21 protein-coding genes are annotated in these 16,884 nt (G+C 33.1%); 15 read left to right on the top strand and 6 right to left on the bottom strand.

Annotation, left to right across the window (positions count from 1 at the left end; genetic code table 11):
- The first annotated feature begins 24 nt into the window (after positions 1-24).
- The 3 genes from BN2667_RS07665 to BN2667_RS07655 all read left to right on the top strand — a co-directional run bounded on the left by BN2667_RS07665 (position 25) and on the right by BN2667_RS07655 (position 1,251).
- Positions 25-276, top strand: coding sequence for a kinase to dihydroxyacetone kinase (locus tag BN2667_RS07665; protein ID WP_054252741.1), 252 nt, complete (start codon positions 25-27; stop codon positions 274-276).
- 139 nt (positions 277-415) lie between these two features.
- Positions 416-973 carry a ribonuclease domain-containing protein gene (locus BN2667_RS07660; RefSeq protein WP_082380230.1) on the top strand — a complete coding sequence of 186 codons (558 nt, stop codon included), beginning with the start codon at positions 416-418 and terminating at the stop codon, positions 971-973.
- Between the two features lie 11 nt (positions 974-984).
- Positions 985-1,251, top strand: a complete 267-nt coding sequence (locus tag BN2667_RS07655) for a barstar family protein (protein WP_054252740.1) — start codon at positions 985-987, stop codon at positions 1,249-1,251.
- 74 nt (positions 1,252-1,325) lie between these two features.
- Here BN2667_RS07655 and BN2667_RS07650 read toward each other — a convergent pair whose 3' ends face one another.
- Positions 1,326-1,616 (bottom strand): hypothetical protein, encoded by a 291-nt coding sequence (locus tag BN2667_RS07650; protein WP_054252739.1) that lies wholly within the window; start codon positions 1,614-1,616, stop codon positions 1,326-1,328.
- A gap of 14 nt (positions 1,617-1,630) precedes the next feature.
- Positions 1,631-2,974, bottom strand: coding sequence for an MATE family efflux transporter (locus BN2667_RS07645; RefSeq protein WP_054252738.1), 1,344 nt, complete (start codon positions 2,972-2,974; stop codon positions 1,631-1,633).
- A gap of 187 nt (positions 2,975-3,161) precedes the next feature.
- Between BN2667_RS07645 and queG the strand changes: the two genes are divergently transcribed.
- From queG to BN2667_RS07625, 4 genes are read left to right on the top strand one after another with little or no spacing between them, the layout of a single operon-like run.
- Positions 3,162-4,055 carry a tRNA epoxyqueuosine(34) reductase QueG gene (gene queG, locus BN2667_RS07640; protein ID WP_054252737.1) on the top strand — a complete coding sequence of 298 codons (894 nt, stop codon included), beginning with the start codon at positions 3,162-3,164 and terminating at the stop codon, positions 4,053-4,055.
- 4 nt (positions 4,056-4,059) lie between these two features.
- Positions 4,060-4,353, top strand: coding sequence for a DUF503 domain-containing protein (locus BN2667_RS07635; protein WP_054252736.1), 294 nt, complete (start codon positions 4,060-4,062; stop codon positions 4,351-4,353).
- The gene (nth, locus tag BN2667_RS07630; protein ID WP_054252735.1) at positions 4,340-4,984 is read left to right on the top strand and encodes an endonuclease III; all 645 of its coding nucleotides are present in this window, start codon (positions 4,340-4,342) and stop codon (positions 4,982-4,984) included. The genes BN2667_RS07635 and nth overlap by 14 nt, the downstream gene beginning before the upstream one ends.
- Positions 4,985-4,995: 11 nt before the next feature.
- Entirely contained in the window at positions 4,996-6,351 is a 1,356-nt protein-coding gene (locus BN2667_RS07625) for a VanW family protein (RefSeq protein WP_054252734.1), read from the top strand.
- Between the two features lie 98 nt (positions 6,352-6,449).
- On the opposite strand, the gene rd (BN2667_RS09205) is transcribed toward BN2667_RS07625, so the two are convergent.
- Positions 6,450-6,611: a rubredoxin gene (rd, locus tag BN2667_RS09205; protein WP_075967910.1), complete on the bottom strand. Its 162-nt coding sequence runs from the start codon at positions 6,609-6,611 to the stop codon at positions 6,450-6,452.
- A 72-nt stretch (positions 6,612-6,683) separates the two neighbouring features.
- Complete coding sequence (gene rd, locus BN2667_RS07620) at positions 6,684-6,845, bottom strand: rubredoxin (protein WP_075967924.1); 162 nt, start codon at positions 6,843-6,845, stop codon at positions 6,684-6,686.
- A gap of 181 nt (positions 6,846-7,026) precedes the next feature.
- Here rd (BN2667_RS07620) and BN2667_RS07615 point away from each other — a divergent pair, with 181 nt between their 5' ends.
- Positions 7,027-7,443 (top strand): ATP-binding protein, encoded by a 417-nt coding sequence (locus BN2667_RS07615; protein ID WP_054252732.1) that lies wholly within the window; start codon positions 7,027-7,029, stop codon positions 7,441-7,443.
- A 144-nt stretch (positions 7,444-7,587) separates the two neighbouring features.
- Positions 7,588-8,025, top strand: a complete 438-nt coding sequence (locus BN2667_RS07610) for a MarR family winged helix-turn-helix transcriptional regulator (protein WP_054252731.1) — start codon at positions 7,588-7,590, stop codon at positions 8,023-8,025.
- Between the two features lie 92 nt (positions 8,026-8,117).
- Here the strand turns inward: BN2667_RS07610 and yfcE are convergent, their stop codons facing one another.
- Positions 8,118-8,663, bottom strand: coding sequence for a phosphodiesterase (yfcE, locus tag BN2667_RS07605; RefSeq protein WP_054252730.1), 546 nt, complete (start codon positions 8,661-8,663; stop codon positions 8,118-8,120).
- Positions 8,664-8,900, bottom strand: coding sequence for a glutaredoxin family protein (locus tag BN2667_RS07600; protein WP_054252729.1), 237 nt, complete (start codon positions 8,898-8,900; stop codon positions 8,664-8,666).
- Between the two features lie 123 nt (positions 8,901-9,023).
- Here BN2667_RS07600 and BN2667_RS07595 point away from each other — a divergent pair, with 123 nt between their 5' ends.
- From BN2667_RS07595 to BN2667_RS07570, 6 genes are all read left to right on the top strand, one after another.
- Positions 9,024-9,485, top strand: a complete 462-nt coding sequence (locus BN2667_RS07595) for a hypothetical protein (protein ID WP_054252728.1) — start codon at positions 9,024-9,026, stop codon at positions 9,483-9,485.
- A 128-nt stretch (positions 9,486-9,613) separates the two neighbouring features.
- Entirely contained in the window at positions 9,614-10,792 is a 1,179-nt protein-coding gene (locus tag BN2667_RS07590) for an iron-containing alcohol dehydrogenase (RefSeq protein WP_054252727.1), read from the top strand.
- A 192-nt stretch (positions 10,793-10,984) separates the two neighbouring features.
- Entirely contained in the window at positions 10,985-11,575 is a 591-nt protein-coding gene (locus tag BN2667_RS07585) for a TetR/AcrR family transcriptional regulator C-terminal domain-containing protein (protein ID WP_054252726.1), read from the top strand.
- Positions 11,576-11,676: 101 nt separating this feature from the next.
- The gene (locus BN2667_RS07580; RefSeq protein WP_054252725.1) at positions 11,677-13,470 is read left to right on the top strand and encodes an oleate hydratase; all 1,794 of its coding nucleotides are present in this window, start codon (positions 11,677-11,679) and stop codon (positions 13,468-13,470) included.
- 82 nt (positions 13,471-13,552) lie between these two features.
- The gene (locus tag BN2667_RS07575) at positions 13,553-14,974 is read left to right on the top strand and encodes an AAA family ATPase (RefSeq protein ID WP_054252724.1); all 1,422 of its coding nucleotides are present in this window, start codon (positions 13,553-13,555) and stop codon (positions 14,972-14,974) included.
- A complete protein-coding gene (locus BN2667_RS07570; protein ID WP_054252723.1) occupies positions 14,946-16,730 on the top strand; it encodes a vWA domain-containing protein in 1,785 nt (594 codons plus the stop codon). Before BN2667_RS07575 ends, BN2667_RS07570 begins: the two co-directional genes overlap by 29 nt.
- Positions 16,731-16,884: the final 154 nt, after the last annotated feature.

Raw genomic sequence — 16,884 nt, 5'->3', positions numbered from 1 at the left:
ATTTTATAAATCACGGAGGATATAATGATAGAATATAGATATGACGTTCAACTTCTAATTGAAGGCGAAAACTTAGACGAAAATGTTATTAACGATTATTTCAACGAAAACTTTAAGGGAGACTGTCTCCTTGCAGTTGGCGGTGGCGACCTTGTTAAGATCCACTACCACACAAACGAGCCTTGGGACGTTTTAAAATATTGTAGGTCCCTTGGAGAAATTTTTGATATAGTTGTTGAAGACATGGACAGACAAGCTAGAGGCCTTGAAGGTTAATTTTTTGCAGCCAAGATTTTCTTGGTTGCTTTTTATTTGCCCTTACATAAGAAGAGAAAGTTTTAAATGTAGACTTAGTTTTTAAAACTTTAAATAATTTTTAAATGATAATTAACAAAAATTGGGGTATAAAGCTTATATGAATAATAAAATTAAAAAAAGATATTTGAACAAGCTTCTTTTATTTTTCTTGGCTGCAGTTTTTATTTTTACTGGCTGCAAGTCAAAGGATCAAAAAATAGAAAAAGCTCAAGCAGACCAAGTAGTCGAAGAAAACTTAATAGAAAAAACTGAAAGAAAAAAGACTCAAACAGATGAGTCAAGTGAAGAGAATTTAGTTGAAGAAGAAACTCTTGAAGATGAAAAACTCATTTTAGAAGATGAAGAATATTATGATTTAGAAGATCTAGTTGAGTACATTCATATCTACAAGACCCTGCCAAAAAATTATATTAAAAAGGCTGAAGCCAAAGACCTTGGTTGGTCAGTTGAAGACAACGGAGGTTTTGTAATTGGTGGCGACATCTTTTATAACAGAGAGGGACTTTTGCCTAAAAAAAGTTCTAGGACTTATTATGAAGCTGATTTAATTTCTGGCTATGACAAAAATAGGGGACCTGAAAGAATAGTTTATTCAGACGACGGATTAATTTTTTATACTAAGGACCACTACAAGTCCTTTGAACAATTTTATTAGTAGGTGATTTTATGAAAAAATTTATTTTAATGGGAGAGGAATTTGTAAATAGAGACAAGGCCTATGAGCACATGGACAAAGTCTTTAAGTTTCCTCAAAGTTTTGGAGATAACTTAGATGCTCTTTGGGATATTTTGTCAATGGAAGAAAACTTAGACGTTGAAATTGTCGATGCAAGATTAATACCTAGAAGCCTTGGCGACTATGGTCTCAATATTCTCGATGTCTTTGGAGACCTAAGCAAGATGAACGACAATAAAATTGAAATAATGTGGTAAGAAAAAAGGCCAGTTTTATACTGACCTTTATTTTTTTGCTTATTTACTTGTAAAATGAAATAAAGCCTGCCTTATTATTTCAAGTTTTCCTTGTCTACCATTGAATCGTAAATTACATTTATTGGAAATCTAGTAGAAATTATTGTAAGCTTTCTATCTTCCCCATTAGGTCCATTTAGAGAAACTAAGTAGCCATCCATTTGGGAATATTTTTCGATTGCTTCAACTGTATAGGCTTGTAAGTCATTTTCTTTAATATACTTGTCTAAGGTCAGTTTTAAAAAGACCTGCCTATAAAAAAGCAAAAAGACTACAAGTAGGATCAAAAAAATTATTAAGATATTTTTCCCAAGTGATTCTTTCATAGGTCCTCGTCCTCCTAAAGGGGATTTGATATTTTGTAAGTGGCATAGGTCTTTAGCTTGTAGGTTGAAAATATAAAACCAACTAGCTCTGACAGAGGAAAGGCAAGCCAAATTAAATTTAAGTTTCCACTTAGAGATAGAAAATATGCTGCAGGCAGCAAAACTACCACTTGTCTAAGTAGAGACGAAACTAAGGCAAGAACTCCGTTTCCTAAGGCTTGGAAGACTGCATTGGCTACAAAGTTTATTACTACAAAGAAAAAAGATGTAGAAATAATTCTAAGAGCAGGAATTCCAAGATCCAAAAGTTGGTCTGAGGCGTTAAAGATTTTTAAAAGCTTTTCTGGGAAAATTTGGAAAATCAAAAATCCCAGACAGGCAATGGCAAGGGCAAGCTTTATAGCAAAAGATATTGTGTCCAAGGCCCTTTTTGGCTTTTTCGCCCCGTAGTTGTAGGCAATTATTGGAATCATCCCGTTATTTAAACCAAAAACTGGCATAAAGACAAAGGACTGGACCTTATAATAGGCACCTAGTGCTGCAACTGCTGTTGGCGAAAAACTTCCTAGGATCATATTCAGAAAATAAATTACCGTTGAAGTCATTGTAATTAAAACTACAGATGGAATGGCAATTTTATAAATCTCTCCAATAATTTTAAAATCTAGGTCAAGGCCTTTTAATCTCACTTCAGGATTTTTCTTTTTATTTAAAATAAAGCCAAGGATCGCTCCTAGAACTTGGCCAATAACTGTAGCCAGAGCTGCTCCTCTAACACCCATTTTAGGCAGGCCAAAGTATCCAAAAATTAAAAGCGGATCTAGAATAATGTTAATGACGGCGCCAAAAATTTGGGCGTACATAGAAAGTTTTGTCCGACCAGAGGCTTGCAAAAATCCTTCAAAGGAAATTTGAAAAAATATTCCAACTGCCATCATAGTAACTATTCTACTGTAGGCTATGCCGTAGGAAATAATTTCTTGCGAATCAGTTTGGCTTTTGTAGTAGCCTTCCATAAAGAAAAGTCCAAAGACAAAGAGTAAGATGCCGTGAAAAATTGTAAGGCTCAAGGCATTTTCTGAAACCTTAGAAACTTTTTCTAAATTTTTCTCTCCTAGATAGCGAGACATTAAAGCTTTTGTTCCAACTGATGTTCCTACAGCTAGGCCGATAAAAGTATTTTGAATTGGAAATGCCATTGAAACTGCAGTGAAGGCAGCCTCGTTTATTTGTGAAACAAAGTAGGAATCTATAATATTGTAAAGGGCTTGGATCAACATGGATAACATTATTGGCAGAGACATTTCTAAAAGCAGGGCTCTTGTATCCATGGTTCCCATTTTATTTTCTTTTTCCATAAGTTCTCCTTTAAATTCTTATAAGATTATACTATATAGCTGGAGTTATTAGTAGACTTTTTCTAGGCCAAATTAAAAGATCAAGTTTGTATAAATTAAAACCATTCAAAAGTTACAATATGTTTAAACTTTTGTAAAAGTAAAGAAATTTCATAAACTTTAAGGTATAATTAAGATGGTGAAAGACGTGGACATAAGACTAGATGATTTAAAGAAAAAGCTTAATATTGACCTTTTAGGCCTAGTGGAGGCAAAGAGCTTAGACCAAGTTGGATCTAGGATTTTATCAAATAAAAACGAGGGCCTAACCACAGATTTTGAACTTCAAGATCTTTCCTTGCGTATAGATCCTTGGACAAGGCTAGAGAGTGTTAAGAGTATTTTTGTCTTAGGCATGTCCTATTATTGGCCTTGTGATTTTGACGGAGCCTATAAAATTTCATCCTACGCTAGAGGTAGAGACTATCATTTGGTCTTAAGAGAAAAAATTCAAGAACTTAAAGAGATTTTAAAAGAGACTTTTGAGTTTTCATCTTATATCCAAGTTGACAGCGGTGGCTTTTATGAAAAAGAACTAGCCCGTCTTGGAGGCTTTGGCCACTATGGGAAAAATTCCCTTATAATAAACAAGGACTTAGGGTCTTATTTTTTTCTAGGCCTGCTTTTTACTTCAATACCAGCAAGTAAATTTATTTACGAAGCTGAAATTGATTTAAGTTCTTGTGGATCTTGTAATTTATGTAAAGAAGCCTGCCCAACTGGGGCAATTCTTGGCGACTACAGGGTAGACTTTTCTAAATGCCTGTCCTATTTGTCCCAGAAAAAAGATGCCAGTCCTTATTTAAATAACTTGACCTACGCCTATGGCTGCGATGTCTGCCAGGAAGTCTGTCCAAAGAACAGGGGAATTTTATCAGATGTTCACGCAGACTTTAAGCCGAAATTTTTAAGTTTTGACGATCTTGACCTTGCCAGCCTTTCTAACAAGGCCTTTAAGAAAAAATACAAGGACTTTGCCTTTGCCTGGTCAGGGAAAAAAGTTATTGAGAGAAATATAAAAATACTTGCTTCAAGGGGCTGATTTTATGTATGTAGGTGTTTTAGAAGTCCAGATAAAAATCTATGAGGCCTTTAACTTAAAAGACAAGAGGAGAATTATTAAGTCCACCTTTGACAAGGTTTCAAAAATTTATAACTTTTCTTGTGCTGAAGTTGAAAATTTAGATATGATAAATTTAGGAAGCCTTGGTTTTTCTTGTGTTTCAAATTCGTACAGCCACTTAGAAGAAAGATTAGACCAGCTAATAAAATTTTTAGATGACGATTATAGATTTGAGATTATAAATTTAGAAAGAGAAATTATAAATGTTAATTACTGATGAAGAGTTAAAAGAAGTATTAGATATTTTAAATAAGACCTATCCTGATGCTAGGCCAGAGCTGGACCATACAAGTCCCTTTGAAATGTTAATAGCCACAATTTTATCTGCCCAGTGTACTGACGTTAGGGTAAATATGGTTACTAAGGACCTTTTTAAATTGGCCCAAGGACCTGAAGATATTTTAGCCTTAGGCTTTGGTCGTCTTAGTGAAATTATTCGCCCTTGTGGTTTTTATAACACCAAGGCATCTAACATTTTAAAAACCTGCCAGCTTTTAGTTGACAACTATAAGTCTGAGGTTCCTAAAACTATTGAAGAATTAATAACCCTACCTGGAGTTGGCAAGAAAACTGCCAATGTTGTAGTTTCTACTTGTTTTGGAGTACCTGCCATTGCAGTTGATACCCATGTTTTTAGGGTAACTAATAGAATAGGAATTGTAGATGAAAAAAATGTTGAAGATACTGAAGAAAAATTAATGGAGAGAATTGATAGGAACTTTTGGACCAAGGCCCATCACATTTTTATCTTCCACGGAAGAAGAACTTGCAAGGCCAGAAATCCTCAGTGCCAAAATTGTCCAATTAGATCTTTCTGTTTAGAGTATAAAAAATTAGTTCAAGTTTAATGAGGTGAAAAATGAAGAAACTAATCTTCGGCCTTTTAATTATATTATTAGTTCTTGGAATTTTTGTAGGCATTAGCTATGGAACCTATAACAATGTTGTCAATGTAGACACAATTTATAGGGGGATTTCTGTAGACGGCATAGATGTTTCAAACTTAACCCTTACAGAAGCTATGAAAAAGGTTGTTAAAGAGGGAAAGATTCCAGACAAAAAACTAGTGCTGACATATGAAGACTACAAGTTTGAGTATCCTTATAGCGAACTAGGTTATAAAATTGATTACGGCTATGGAGTTTTACAGGCCTACAAGTATGCAAGAGAAGGAAGCCCAGGAGATAGATTTGTTCAAGTTACAAAACTAAGCTCAAATCCAATAAACTTTGAGTTAGAGGGAAGTTTTTCTGAAGCAGAAATAGATAAGGTTATTGGCGACTTAAATAATATGATTTCAAGGCCAGCAGTAGATGCAAATTTTTCTGTAGTCAATGGCAAAAAACAAGTTGTTGAAGCAATTGATGGCCTAAATGTAGACAATAAGAAAACCAAGGACCTAATTTATAAGTCTCTAGAAACAGGAGAGGATGTAAAAATTGTTGTAGATAAAAAACCTGCCAATCTTTACGCCAGTGCCTTTGACCACTTAAAGGGTCCAATTGGAACATTTGAAACAGATTATTCTTCTAGCGTTTTAAATAGAAAAAAGAATATAAAGAAGGCAGCAGAAATTTTAAACGGCTTAATTATAAAACCCAAGGAACAAATTTCCTTTAACAAGGTAATCGGAGAAATATCTGAAGAAGCAGGATTTTTCCCTGCAACAGTTATAAATGAAGGAAACTTCGACACAGGAGTTGGTGGAGGAATTTGCCAGGTTTCAACAACCCTTTATAACGCAGCAGTCAAAGCAGATCTTTCTATTGACGAAAGAAGAAACCATTCAAGACCTGTAAACTATGTACCAAGGGGAACAGATGCAGCTATAGCCATTGGATATTTAGATTTAAAAATTTCTAATCCCTTTGATTTTCCAATTTATATAGGGGCAGAAGCTGACGACAAGAAAATTAGATTTACAATAATTGGTGACACTGATGTAAAAGACTATGACGTGTCTTTAATTGTAGAGAAAGTTGAAGATATAAAAAGTGAAACTATAAGTAGAGACAATCCCAACTTAGACCAAGGCCTAAGAGAAGTTAGCCAAAAAGGCTATGATGGATCAATTTATCAATCCTACAAGGTCAAAGAAAAAAATGGAGAATTTTTAGAAAAAGATAAATTTTATAGGTCAACATATCCTGCTAGAAATACAATTATAGAAAATGGAACAAAAATTGTTGAAACAAGTTCAGAAGATTTAGATTAAAAAGAGGGCTGAGGCCTTCTTTTTTTGCTTAAAAGAAAAAATTTAAAAGAAAAAACCTGCAGGTTTAAACCTACAGGCTTAATAGTTAATTTATACAATTAGTCTAGTGGTGAGAAAGAATCCTTACCAACACCACATAGTGGACATTCGAAATCTTCTGGAAGATCTTCAAATGCTACACCTGGTTCTAAATCATATTCTGGAGCTCCAACTTCAGGATCATAAATCCATCCACAAGCGTCACATACATATTTTTGCATAAATATACCTCCTAATAGTTATTGTACTTATAAATTACCCTAAAAGTAAATTTAATAAGCAGAAATTTTAAATTATTCCATTGGGCTAAATTGATCTTTGCCAACGCCACAAATTGGGCATACCCAATCATCTGGAATATCTTCAAAAGCAGTTCCGATAGCTATATCAGTATCTGGATCACCAAATTCTGGATCATATACATAGCCACAAGCGTCACATACATATTTCATAATTTTACCTCCTATAATATTTCTCAATACTTATTTACCCATTAAATCCTGTTAAAAACTTAGTTAATAGATATTTTTCTGATTTAAAAAAATTTAAAAGGGTAAATTTACTAATGTAGAAGTTAACAAGAAATTAACAATAAACCTACAAGGAAATAGAAAAAATTAAGGTGAGTTGTAGTAGATGGAATACTATTTTAATGGATGTGTAAGAAGCGACATAAATATAATTAGAGACTTTGTAGATTGTCGAATGAGAGAACTACACAGGTATATTTTAGATGCAGATAAGCTCTTTGATGTAAAACTAATTGTCAACGAGCTGATTATTAATGGTGCCCTCCATGGCAACAAACTTGCACAAGATAGGTCTGTCTATTTAAATATAAACATAGAAGAAGGCTATTTGACAATAAAGGTTAGAGACGAAGGAGCTGGCATAGTTTATGATTTAGAAAATGACTACTATCCAGAACAAATGCTATCTTCAGGCAGGGGCCTAGTTTTAGTTAATGGCCTTGCTGATAAACTCGTCTTAGACCACAACAAGGCTGTAGCAATTATAGCTTTGGAAACCAATGGAGAGGAAGACAATAAATAAGAAATGTCTAATAAATCTTCTTATATTATTATTAGATATAAAGAAAACAATATTTCACCAAGTTTTTATTAAAAAAATCTGTTTTATATGTTAAAATAGAATTGTAAAATAATATAAAAATATTTTTAGGAGAAAGATATACTTATGAAAAAACAATTTTTAAAGGTTTACAATAGGTTTAAATTAGACTTCTACAGAACATTAAATATGGGAGAAAACAAAGAAGACAGTTTAACTGTTTCTGAATCCTTCTGCCTAGAAGTTATTAATGGCCTAAAGAAACCTACAGTAAGAGACGTTGCTAGTTTTATGAAAATATCCCAACCAAACGCAGCCTACAAGATTTCGAATCTTGAAGACAAGGGATACATTACAAAAACTCAATCTAAAGAAGACAAGAGAGTTTTCTATCTAAATGTAACTAAAAAATATGACAAGTTTTCACAAAGCAAAAACAAATACTTGGCAGATATTTTAGACACTTTAGAAAAAACTATGTCTCCTGAAGACATTAAAAAGACAGAGGAAGTATTAAAGGCTGTTTATGACCACCTTCCTACTGCAGATGACTTATTAAAATAAGTAAGTTAGTACTTAAAAAAGAGAGCACCTTGAGGTGTTCTTTTTTTTGTTTTAAATAAAAAACTAGACCCTGGAAGCCAAGGTCTAGATATTTAATCGATTTTCAATTCTTTAAGAACTTTTTTACTTTCTAAATCAATTAGCTTAAAAGTTTTATTTTCATAAGTGGCAATGGACTTAGACCCATCTTTTGGTAGAGTTGTAGATCCTGGATTTAAAATAACCATACCATCTTTTTCTTCTAAAACCTTTATGTGAGTGTGACCTGTTACAATAACATTGGCTCCAAGTTCTAGAGCCTTATAAAATCTAGAATTTTCTGATTCTAAATAGCCGTGAGTTGCAAAAATCTTTAAATCTCCCCAAGATAAAAAGTCGCTAGACTTTGAAATATCTTTGTCCATAACCATTTCATCTACATCGGCATCACAATTGCCTCTAATGTAGGAAATGTTTTTTCTGGATTTTAAAATTTCTGCCAGGTCCTTTGGATTGTATTCTTCTGTAAGGGCATTTCTAGGTCCATGAGCAAGGACATCTCCTAAATGCAAGATCTTGTCACAGTCAGAAAGATAGTCAAGAGCTTCCATGGTCCACTTAAGATTGCCGTGGGTGTCTGATAAGAATCCTATTTTCACTTATGCTAATTGGTCCTTTAAAAATTTTACAATGTCTCCAGATTCGTACATTGGTTTGCCGTCAATTGTAAGCATTGGGACTTGGTCTTGGCCACCGATTTCAAGTAAGTCCTTGTGGTTTTTTTCGTCAGCTATATCAAGTTCTTCAACCTTAAGCTCAGGATTTTTTTCGATAAACTTTCTAACTTTTTTACAAAATGGACAGCCTTCCATATAATATAATTTTAATTCTTTCATTTGATCCTCCTAAAATTTTTTTGGACAGTGTTTGTCCTTGATACTTAAATAATACCCTAAAAGAAAAAATAAATAACAAATTTAGGGTATAAATTAAATAGACAGGTAGAGAGGGGACTTAGTATGAAAAAAGATATAGACCTAATAGTAAATGAACTTTATAAAACGCTTAACCAAGGCAGGGATATAGTTATGACCCAAGTAAGCGAAATGTCTGACTACTGCCAGCAAAAAAAAGAAATAAAAAAACTTGAAGACCAACTTGAAATAGAATTTAGAGAAATTGGAGTTCTTTCTTATGAACTTTATAAAATGGACGTAGCCTATTCCTTTGACGACTTTAAAAGAAAATTTAAAAAAATATCAGAGCTTCAAAGGCAGTTAAAAGAAATAAAAATCGACCCAGATAATTTTAATAAAAGCCAAAGACCTAGTATTGACAAAAATTTAATTGAAGAAAAGATGCAGACAGCATTTTCAGATAAAAATCTTGATCAAGAGCAAATGACAAGGTGTAAAGCCTGTGGCAAAGCCAATTCTATTTATGTAGCCTATTGTTCATCTTGTGACGAAAAATTAGAATAGGAGGCAAAACTACTTAAGCTTAAGTAGAAAATTAAAAATAAATTAAAGAGATAGTGTTATTTTTAACGATTTCGGGGTATAATGTAATTGTTAGATAGTAATGTTATTACACAAGGAGGAAAAACATTATGAAAAGATACACATTACCTAGAGATACTTATTACGGACCAGGTGCCTTAGATGCACTAAAGGACCTTCATGGTGAAAAAGCCATTGTAGTAGTAGGTGGAGGCTCTATGAAAAAATTTGGCTTCTTAGACAAGGTTGTTGCTAACCTAAAAGAAGCTGGCATGGAAGTAGAATTATTTGAAAATGTTGAACCAGACCCATCTGTAGAAACAGTTATGGCTGGCGCAAAGAAAATGCAAGAATTCAAACCAGACTGGATAGTAGCCATGGGTGGTGGATCTCCAATAGACGCAGCTAAGGCTATGTGGATTAAATATGAATATCCAGAAATAACCTTTGAAGAAATGGTTGTTCCATTTGGTCTTCCAAAACTTAGAAACAAGGCAAAGTTTGTAGCTATTTCATCAACATCAGGAACAGCTACAGAAGTAACAGCCTTCTCAGTTATTACTGACTACGAAAAGGGCATTAAATACCCAATAGCTGACTTTAACATTACTCCAGACATAGCCATCCTTGACCCAGCTCTTGTAGAAACTATGCCTAAGAACTTAATTGCCTATACAGGAATGGACGCTTTGACTCACGCCTTTGAATCCTATGTTTCAACTGCCAACAGTCCTTTCACAGATCCACTAGCAATTCACGCCATCCAAATGGTCTTTGAATATCTAGAAAAATCTTATAACGGCGACCTTGAAGCCAGAGAACAAATGCACTATGCCCAATGTCTAGCAGGCCAAGCTTTCTCTAACGCCCTACTAGGAATTGTTCACTCAATGGCCCACAAGACTGGCGCAGTTTTCTCAACTGGCCACATTATCCACGGCTATGCAAACGCCATGTACCTTCCATATGTAATCCAATACAATATGAAAGATGAAACTGCCCTAAAGAGATACGGCGAAATTGGTAAGAACCTTGGCCTAAGTGGAACTGACGAAGAAATCGCCAACGAACTAATTAAAATGATCAGAGGCTTAAACGCTAAGTTCGATATTAAAAACAACCTAAGAGACTTTGGAATTAAAGAAGACGAATTCAAAGAAAAGATCGATGCCATAGCAACAAATGCAGTTGCCGATGCATGTACAGGATCAAACCCAAGGTCAATTGATGTTGCAACAATGAAAAAATTATTTGAATATGTTTACGAAGGCAAAGATTTAGACTTCTAATTAAAAAAATTTTTGGCACCTAGAATTAACTAGGTGCTTTTTTGTTGAAAAAATTTTTGTTTTTAGTAAAGGTTTAGAACTTATAGAGCTAATAAAACCCTTAATTTGATTATTTTAATACTTATGATTTAAGTTCTTGATTTTTGAGGGTATATTATACATATAAATTTTTATTATGAAAGTGGTGGACTTATGTCACAAAATTATACTAAGGACCTTATTCGCAAGGAATTTATAAATCTTTTAAACAAAAAACCTATCCACAGTGTTACAGTTACTGAACTAGCTAAGAAGTGTCAAATCGAAAGAAAAACTTTCTATTATCACTACGAAAATCTAACTGAATTAGTCAAGGAAATTTTTGAAGAGGAATTAGCTGTAGTAATTGAAGAGTTTAATGAAACTCTTTCTTGGGAAGATAGTTTTATTTTAGCGGCCAAGTTTATTTTAGATAATAAAAAAGCTATAAAACACATGTATGAATCAGACTACAAGGCTGATGTTGAAAAATATGTTTTCTCTATTGCTGGAGAAATTATGAACAAGTACGTAAGTCTTGTTGCTAAAGAAACAAAGGCCAAGGACATAGACATTAAATTAATAGCTTATTTTTACCAATGCGCTTTAAGCAGCTCCCTAATCCAATGGGTTGCAAGTGGAATGAAAACTGATCCAGTAGCGCTTACTAATAGGATTGGCAAGTTAATGGATGGAAATATTTTACTTTCTCTAAAGAGAAGTGAAGACTTAAAAGATTTTACCCAAAATTTAAATATTGAGTAAACTTTACCCACAAGTCCTCTTTTGGTAGATGAATCTTTGTCAGATAAGTGATTTAATTAAAAGTGTAAAGAATAAAGATTGAATTATTTAAGGAGGAAATTATGGAACTTAAAACTTATGATGAAAGACTAAAACTTACTAATGGAGATTTTCAAAGACTAGTAAAGGCTAGAAAGCCTAAGGGAATTGAAGAAAAATCTGCCTACTTAGTTGGAACTGGTATTGCATCTTTAACTGCAGCTTGTTTTCTAATTAGAGATGCTCACATGGACGGTAAGAAAATTACCTTCTTAGAGCAAATGGATATTCCAGGCGGATCTCTTGATGGAGAATATATGGATACTAGAGGTTATGTTGCCCGTGGTGGTAGAGAAACTGGTGCCCACTTTGAATGTCTTTGGGACATTTGGAGCTCAATTCCAAGTTTAGAAAACCCAGAAATGAGTGTATTAGATGATTATTTCTATACTAACTACGATGATCCAAACTTCAGTAACTGTCGTATTACCCACAAACAAGGTAATCGCTATGACGATGGAAAATTTAACTTAACTCAAAGCCAAGTTAAAGAAATTGCTACTTTATGTATGACTAGTGATGAGGACCTTGAAGACAAGGCAATTGAAGATATTTTCTCTGATGGAGTTTTAAATTCAGACTTTTGGACTTATTGGAGATCTATGTTTGCCTTTGAAAATTGGCACTCAGCCTTGGAAATGAAATTATATTTAAACCGTTTTATCCACCATGTTGGAGGTTTAACTAACTTATCTGCTTTAAGATTTACTAGATATGACCAATACAATTCTATTGTAAGACCAATGGTAAAATATCTTGAAGACTACGGATGTAAATTCCAATATAATACTAAGGTAACTGATGTTGATTTTGATATTTCTGAAAATAGAAAAGTTGCTACTAAGATTATAGCTGAAGACAAAAATGGCAACGACAAGTCTATAGACCTTAGCGAAAATGACCTTGTCTTTATTACTAACGGTTCTATGACAGAAAATTCTAGCTACGGAGATGATAATACTCCTGCTGAACTTAGTGATGAACAAACAGGTTGCTGGGAAATGTGGAAAAATATTGCAAAAAAATCTGATGACTTTGGTCGTCCAGAAGTTTTCTGCACTGATGTTGAAAAAACAAATTGGGAATCTTGTACAGTAACCTGCCACGATGATTCTATTCCTAAGTATATTGAAAAAATTACTAAGAGAAGCCCTTATGGTGGAAAGACTGTAACTGGTGGTATTGTTACTTGTGTTGACTCATCTTGGTTAATGTCTTGGACTATTAATAGACAAGGTCAATATCCAGACCAACCTGAAGATGATGTAGCAGTTTGGGTTTATGGATTATTTACTGACGTTGAAGGCGACTATATAAAGAAGAAAATGAGAGATTGTACTGGTAAGGAAATTACTAAAGAATGGCTTTACCACATTGGCGTTCCAGTAAATGAAATTGATGCACTTGCTGAAACTTGTACTGCTGTTCCAGTTATGATGCCTTATATTACTTCTCAATTTATGCCAAGAAAGGCTGGAGATAGACCATTTGTTGTTCCTAAAGGTGGAGTAAACTTTGCTTTCTTAGGCCAATTTGCTGAAACTCTTGACAAACCAGGTAGAGATACAGTATTTACTACTGAATATTCTGGTAGAACAGCTATGGAAGCAGTTTATGTCCTATGTGGAGTTGAAAAAGCTGTTCCAGAAGTTTTTGCATCTAGATACGACCTTAGGTATTTATTAAATGCCATGGTAGCCCTATCAGATGGAGAAAAGCCTGATCTTCCACTTACACCACTACAAAAAATGAAGGTTGGAAAACTTATTAGGGGAACAGATATAGAAGAAATGCTAAAGGACTTTAATTTGATCTAAAGATTATTATCTTAAAAATACAAAGGGGCGAGCTTGTTATCGTCCCTTTTTTACATCAAAAACAAAGGAGCATGGCATAAATATGAAAAATAAAAATATAGATTCTATACCTAGCCTTAGAGAAATTCAAAATCTCTATGAAGATGCCTTGCGCAAAGAGGCAAAAGCGACGTCAGATAAAAGTTCAACTAGCCTAGGCGAATTTTTCAAAAACTTTAGAATAGAAGAAGATGTAGACAGGTCTTTTAGCGAAAATGACTTATTAAAAAAATATAAAGACTACCTAACTTTAAATAAAAGTTATCAGAAAAAAGCCATTGAAGAATTGGAAAACTTAATTGCCTACGAAAAATTTTTCCTAACAGTTGAAAGAAAAGAAAATCAAAATCTTTATGCTAGTAATTTTTATGGAAGCAGCTTTCAAACTAGGGCTAGGATAGAAAGAATTAATGAATATAATAAAAACCTAAAAGAACTAATAACAAGTTCTCCTGATGCTTGGGAATTTTATTATCAAAGACAGTTACTAAGAGACATAGAAAATTCAAATAGCAATAACTTAGTTGACATTTCTTATGTCCTTGAAGCTAAGAAAAAAATTATAGAATCTTTAAAGGCTGGAACTCCAGTATATCTTGTTGGCCACCTAGGTAGTGGAAAAACTCAGCTGGCTAGAGAGGCAGCAATGGAGTTTTCTATAGAAAATATTATCCAAGATGACCTAGAGCTAGAAATGAACAAGTGGTTTTTAAAAAATCAAAATATAAGTGAAGCTGAAGCCATAGAAAAATTTGCTCAACTTAACAAAGAAAAAAGGACCTATTACAAAGAAGCCCTAGCTAGAGGCAGTGAAAAAGATCTTGAAAAAATATATCCCTACTTTATATCAGGCTCTTACAATTTGACCTATGAAGATATGTTTGTTGAAAAGACTCTGTCTTTAGAAAAAGCAAATTCAAAAGAAAGTGACATAGACCTTGTAGACAAAGTTGTGGACCAATATTTAACCTGGCTAAGAAGTCACGAAAAAGACTTTAAGAACCTTCCATATGAAAAAGAAAACCTAATAAAATCTAAACTTTGGGACAGTATTTCAGAAATTTTTATAGCTAGAAACTCAACCTATGGAACAGTTGTAAAGAAAATCGAAAAGGAAATATTGTTGGCAGTAAAAAACGGCAGAACTGTTATTATTGATGAGCTTAACACCATTGCCATGGAAAATCTCATAGGTCTTAACGATATTCTCCAAAGTAAAGTTGGCTCAATGGCCTATGTAACTGGACTTGGACCTGTGAAAATAAAAAAAGGTTTTGGACTTATTGGAACAGGAAACCTTTCAACAGATTCTGTAAGTTATGAAGGAACCCAAGACCTAAACCCAGCCTTTAAGTCTAGATTTTTAACTATAGAGTATAATTATGTCAACCAATCCACCCTAGGCTCACTAAAAAATCAAACAAATCCTGAAAAAAATGAATTATTTAGAAAAGTTTGTTTTTAATCCAAAGGAAGGTATTTTATATTTGCCACTGGCAAGTTTTTTAGAAAAGGATCTTTCTAATAGTGAAATTTTGTGGCATATATATTATGAATTAGCCCTATACCCAGATTGGAAGAAAAATGCAGATTTATATTTAAAGAGAAGGCTATCTTTTAAAGATGAAATAGACCAAGTTTCTTACTATCTACAAAAAAAGTTAGAAGACCTAGTAGAAGATTCAACGACTATTGACAAAAATTTTATAAGATCCTATGTAGAAAAGGAAATATTAGATTTTTTATTTGAAATTGATTGTTATAGTGCCTATTTAAAAGTTTTAGAAACCTGCCCATTTTATAGAGATCAAGAAGAAAAAGAAAAAATTATCACTTATATGAAAAAAGAAAAGAATCCAAAAAGAATTTTTTCATCTTTAGACCACCAAGCCTTTAGTCAAAGCTTTTTACTTTGGACTTTATATTTTAATGACGAAGGCTTAAAAAGAGACATTGAAAAGAAATTTGGTCAGGAAATAATGGGCAAGTCTATTTATGAATTTTTATATGACAACCTCCTAAGACAAATTAACGACAACCAGGGAATTATAGAAAGAGATCCACTTATAAAGGCCTTCATTTATCCAAACTTTAAAAAACTTTGGTTAAAAGAAATTGACTCTATGAATAGCAGCCAAGAATCTTCTAGTGGAGAAAAAATTTTTGAAGATGGGAATGAAGACCAAAGAGAAAATAAGTTAGAATCGTCTAGAGCAGATGTAGAAGAAAGGCTAAGGGAAATCCTAAAAGAAGAAAAGCCTCAAGTCCTATCACAAAGGGAAGCAGAAATAAAAAAACTTGAAGATTTTGCTATAAGTAGAGAAGATATATACTTATTTTCTTTTTATGAAAATAAAATTAGTGGCCAAAGAAGGGCTTTGAAAGAATTTTGGAAAAAACTTCTTGGGTCTGCAAAAAAAGAAGTTCAAGTAGAAAAGGACAAGCAGGCTAAAGGAGACTTAAATGTAAATGATTTAATTTATTCTTATCCAGATTTTTTAGAAGCCGAAAAAAAGGGAGCCTACAAGGACTTAAAAATATTTAACAGGTATTTTCTTGAAAGTAAAAACAATTTTCTACCAGAAAAAATTGAAATTTCTTTCTTAATAGACAATTCTGGCTCAATGGATGAGGAAAAAATTGAGGCTATGAGAAAAACCTTAGCAGCAATTTTATTGTCATTAGAAGACTTTAATGATTATTTACAAGGATCTAGCCAAAAGACCAATGAAAAAATTGTACTTTTAACAGAAACTTGGTTTTTTGGAAGAGACTTTTATAAGGTTAAAGACTTTACAGATACAGGCAATTTAAAACTAAGTAAGATAATATCATCAGTTACAAAAGTAGACGGATCTTCTGGAACCACTGACGATGGAGCTTGTCTTAGGGAGATTTATAAAAACATAAGTCCTAGAGAGAAAGTAGAAATTAAAGCAAAAAAGACCTATAAAATTATTTTTGAAATAACTGACGGAGCCTCTACTTTTCCTGGAGCAACTAGGGACATAGTAAAAGAGTTTTTAAAAGACAAGGTGGAAATTTATGCCCTACAAATTGGTCCAATAAATAGCTTAGATACAAAGACCTTTAACTATATCTGGAATGATGGCTTTAAATACTCTCATGGTATAATTTTAGGAGAAAGTATTGAAAGCCTAACAGAAGAGCTAATAAAAATTGTTAAAGAAAACTTAGAGTCAATATTTCTAGGAAAGTAAATAATACTTGCTAAAATTAAATAACAAAATAAAAAAGCTAGGACTTTTAGAGGACTTCAAAAAGTTGGAGACCATGTTAGCAAGTGTAAAAGATTTTTCAGCAAAGAACATAACAAACTTTAAGAATAATAAATGATATAAAAGACTTTACAAT

Origin of the sequence: Neofamilia massiliensis (assembly GCF_001299475.1) — a bacterium.
GTDB lineage: Bacteria > Bacillota > Clostridia > Tissierellales > Peptoniphilaceae > Neofamilia > Neofamilia massiliensis.
The sequence above is the reverse complement of the archived record's forward strand: the minus strand, read 5'-3'. Positions and strand labels throughout refer to the sequence as shown.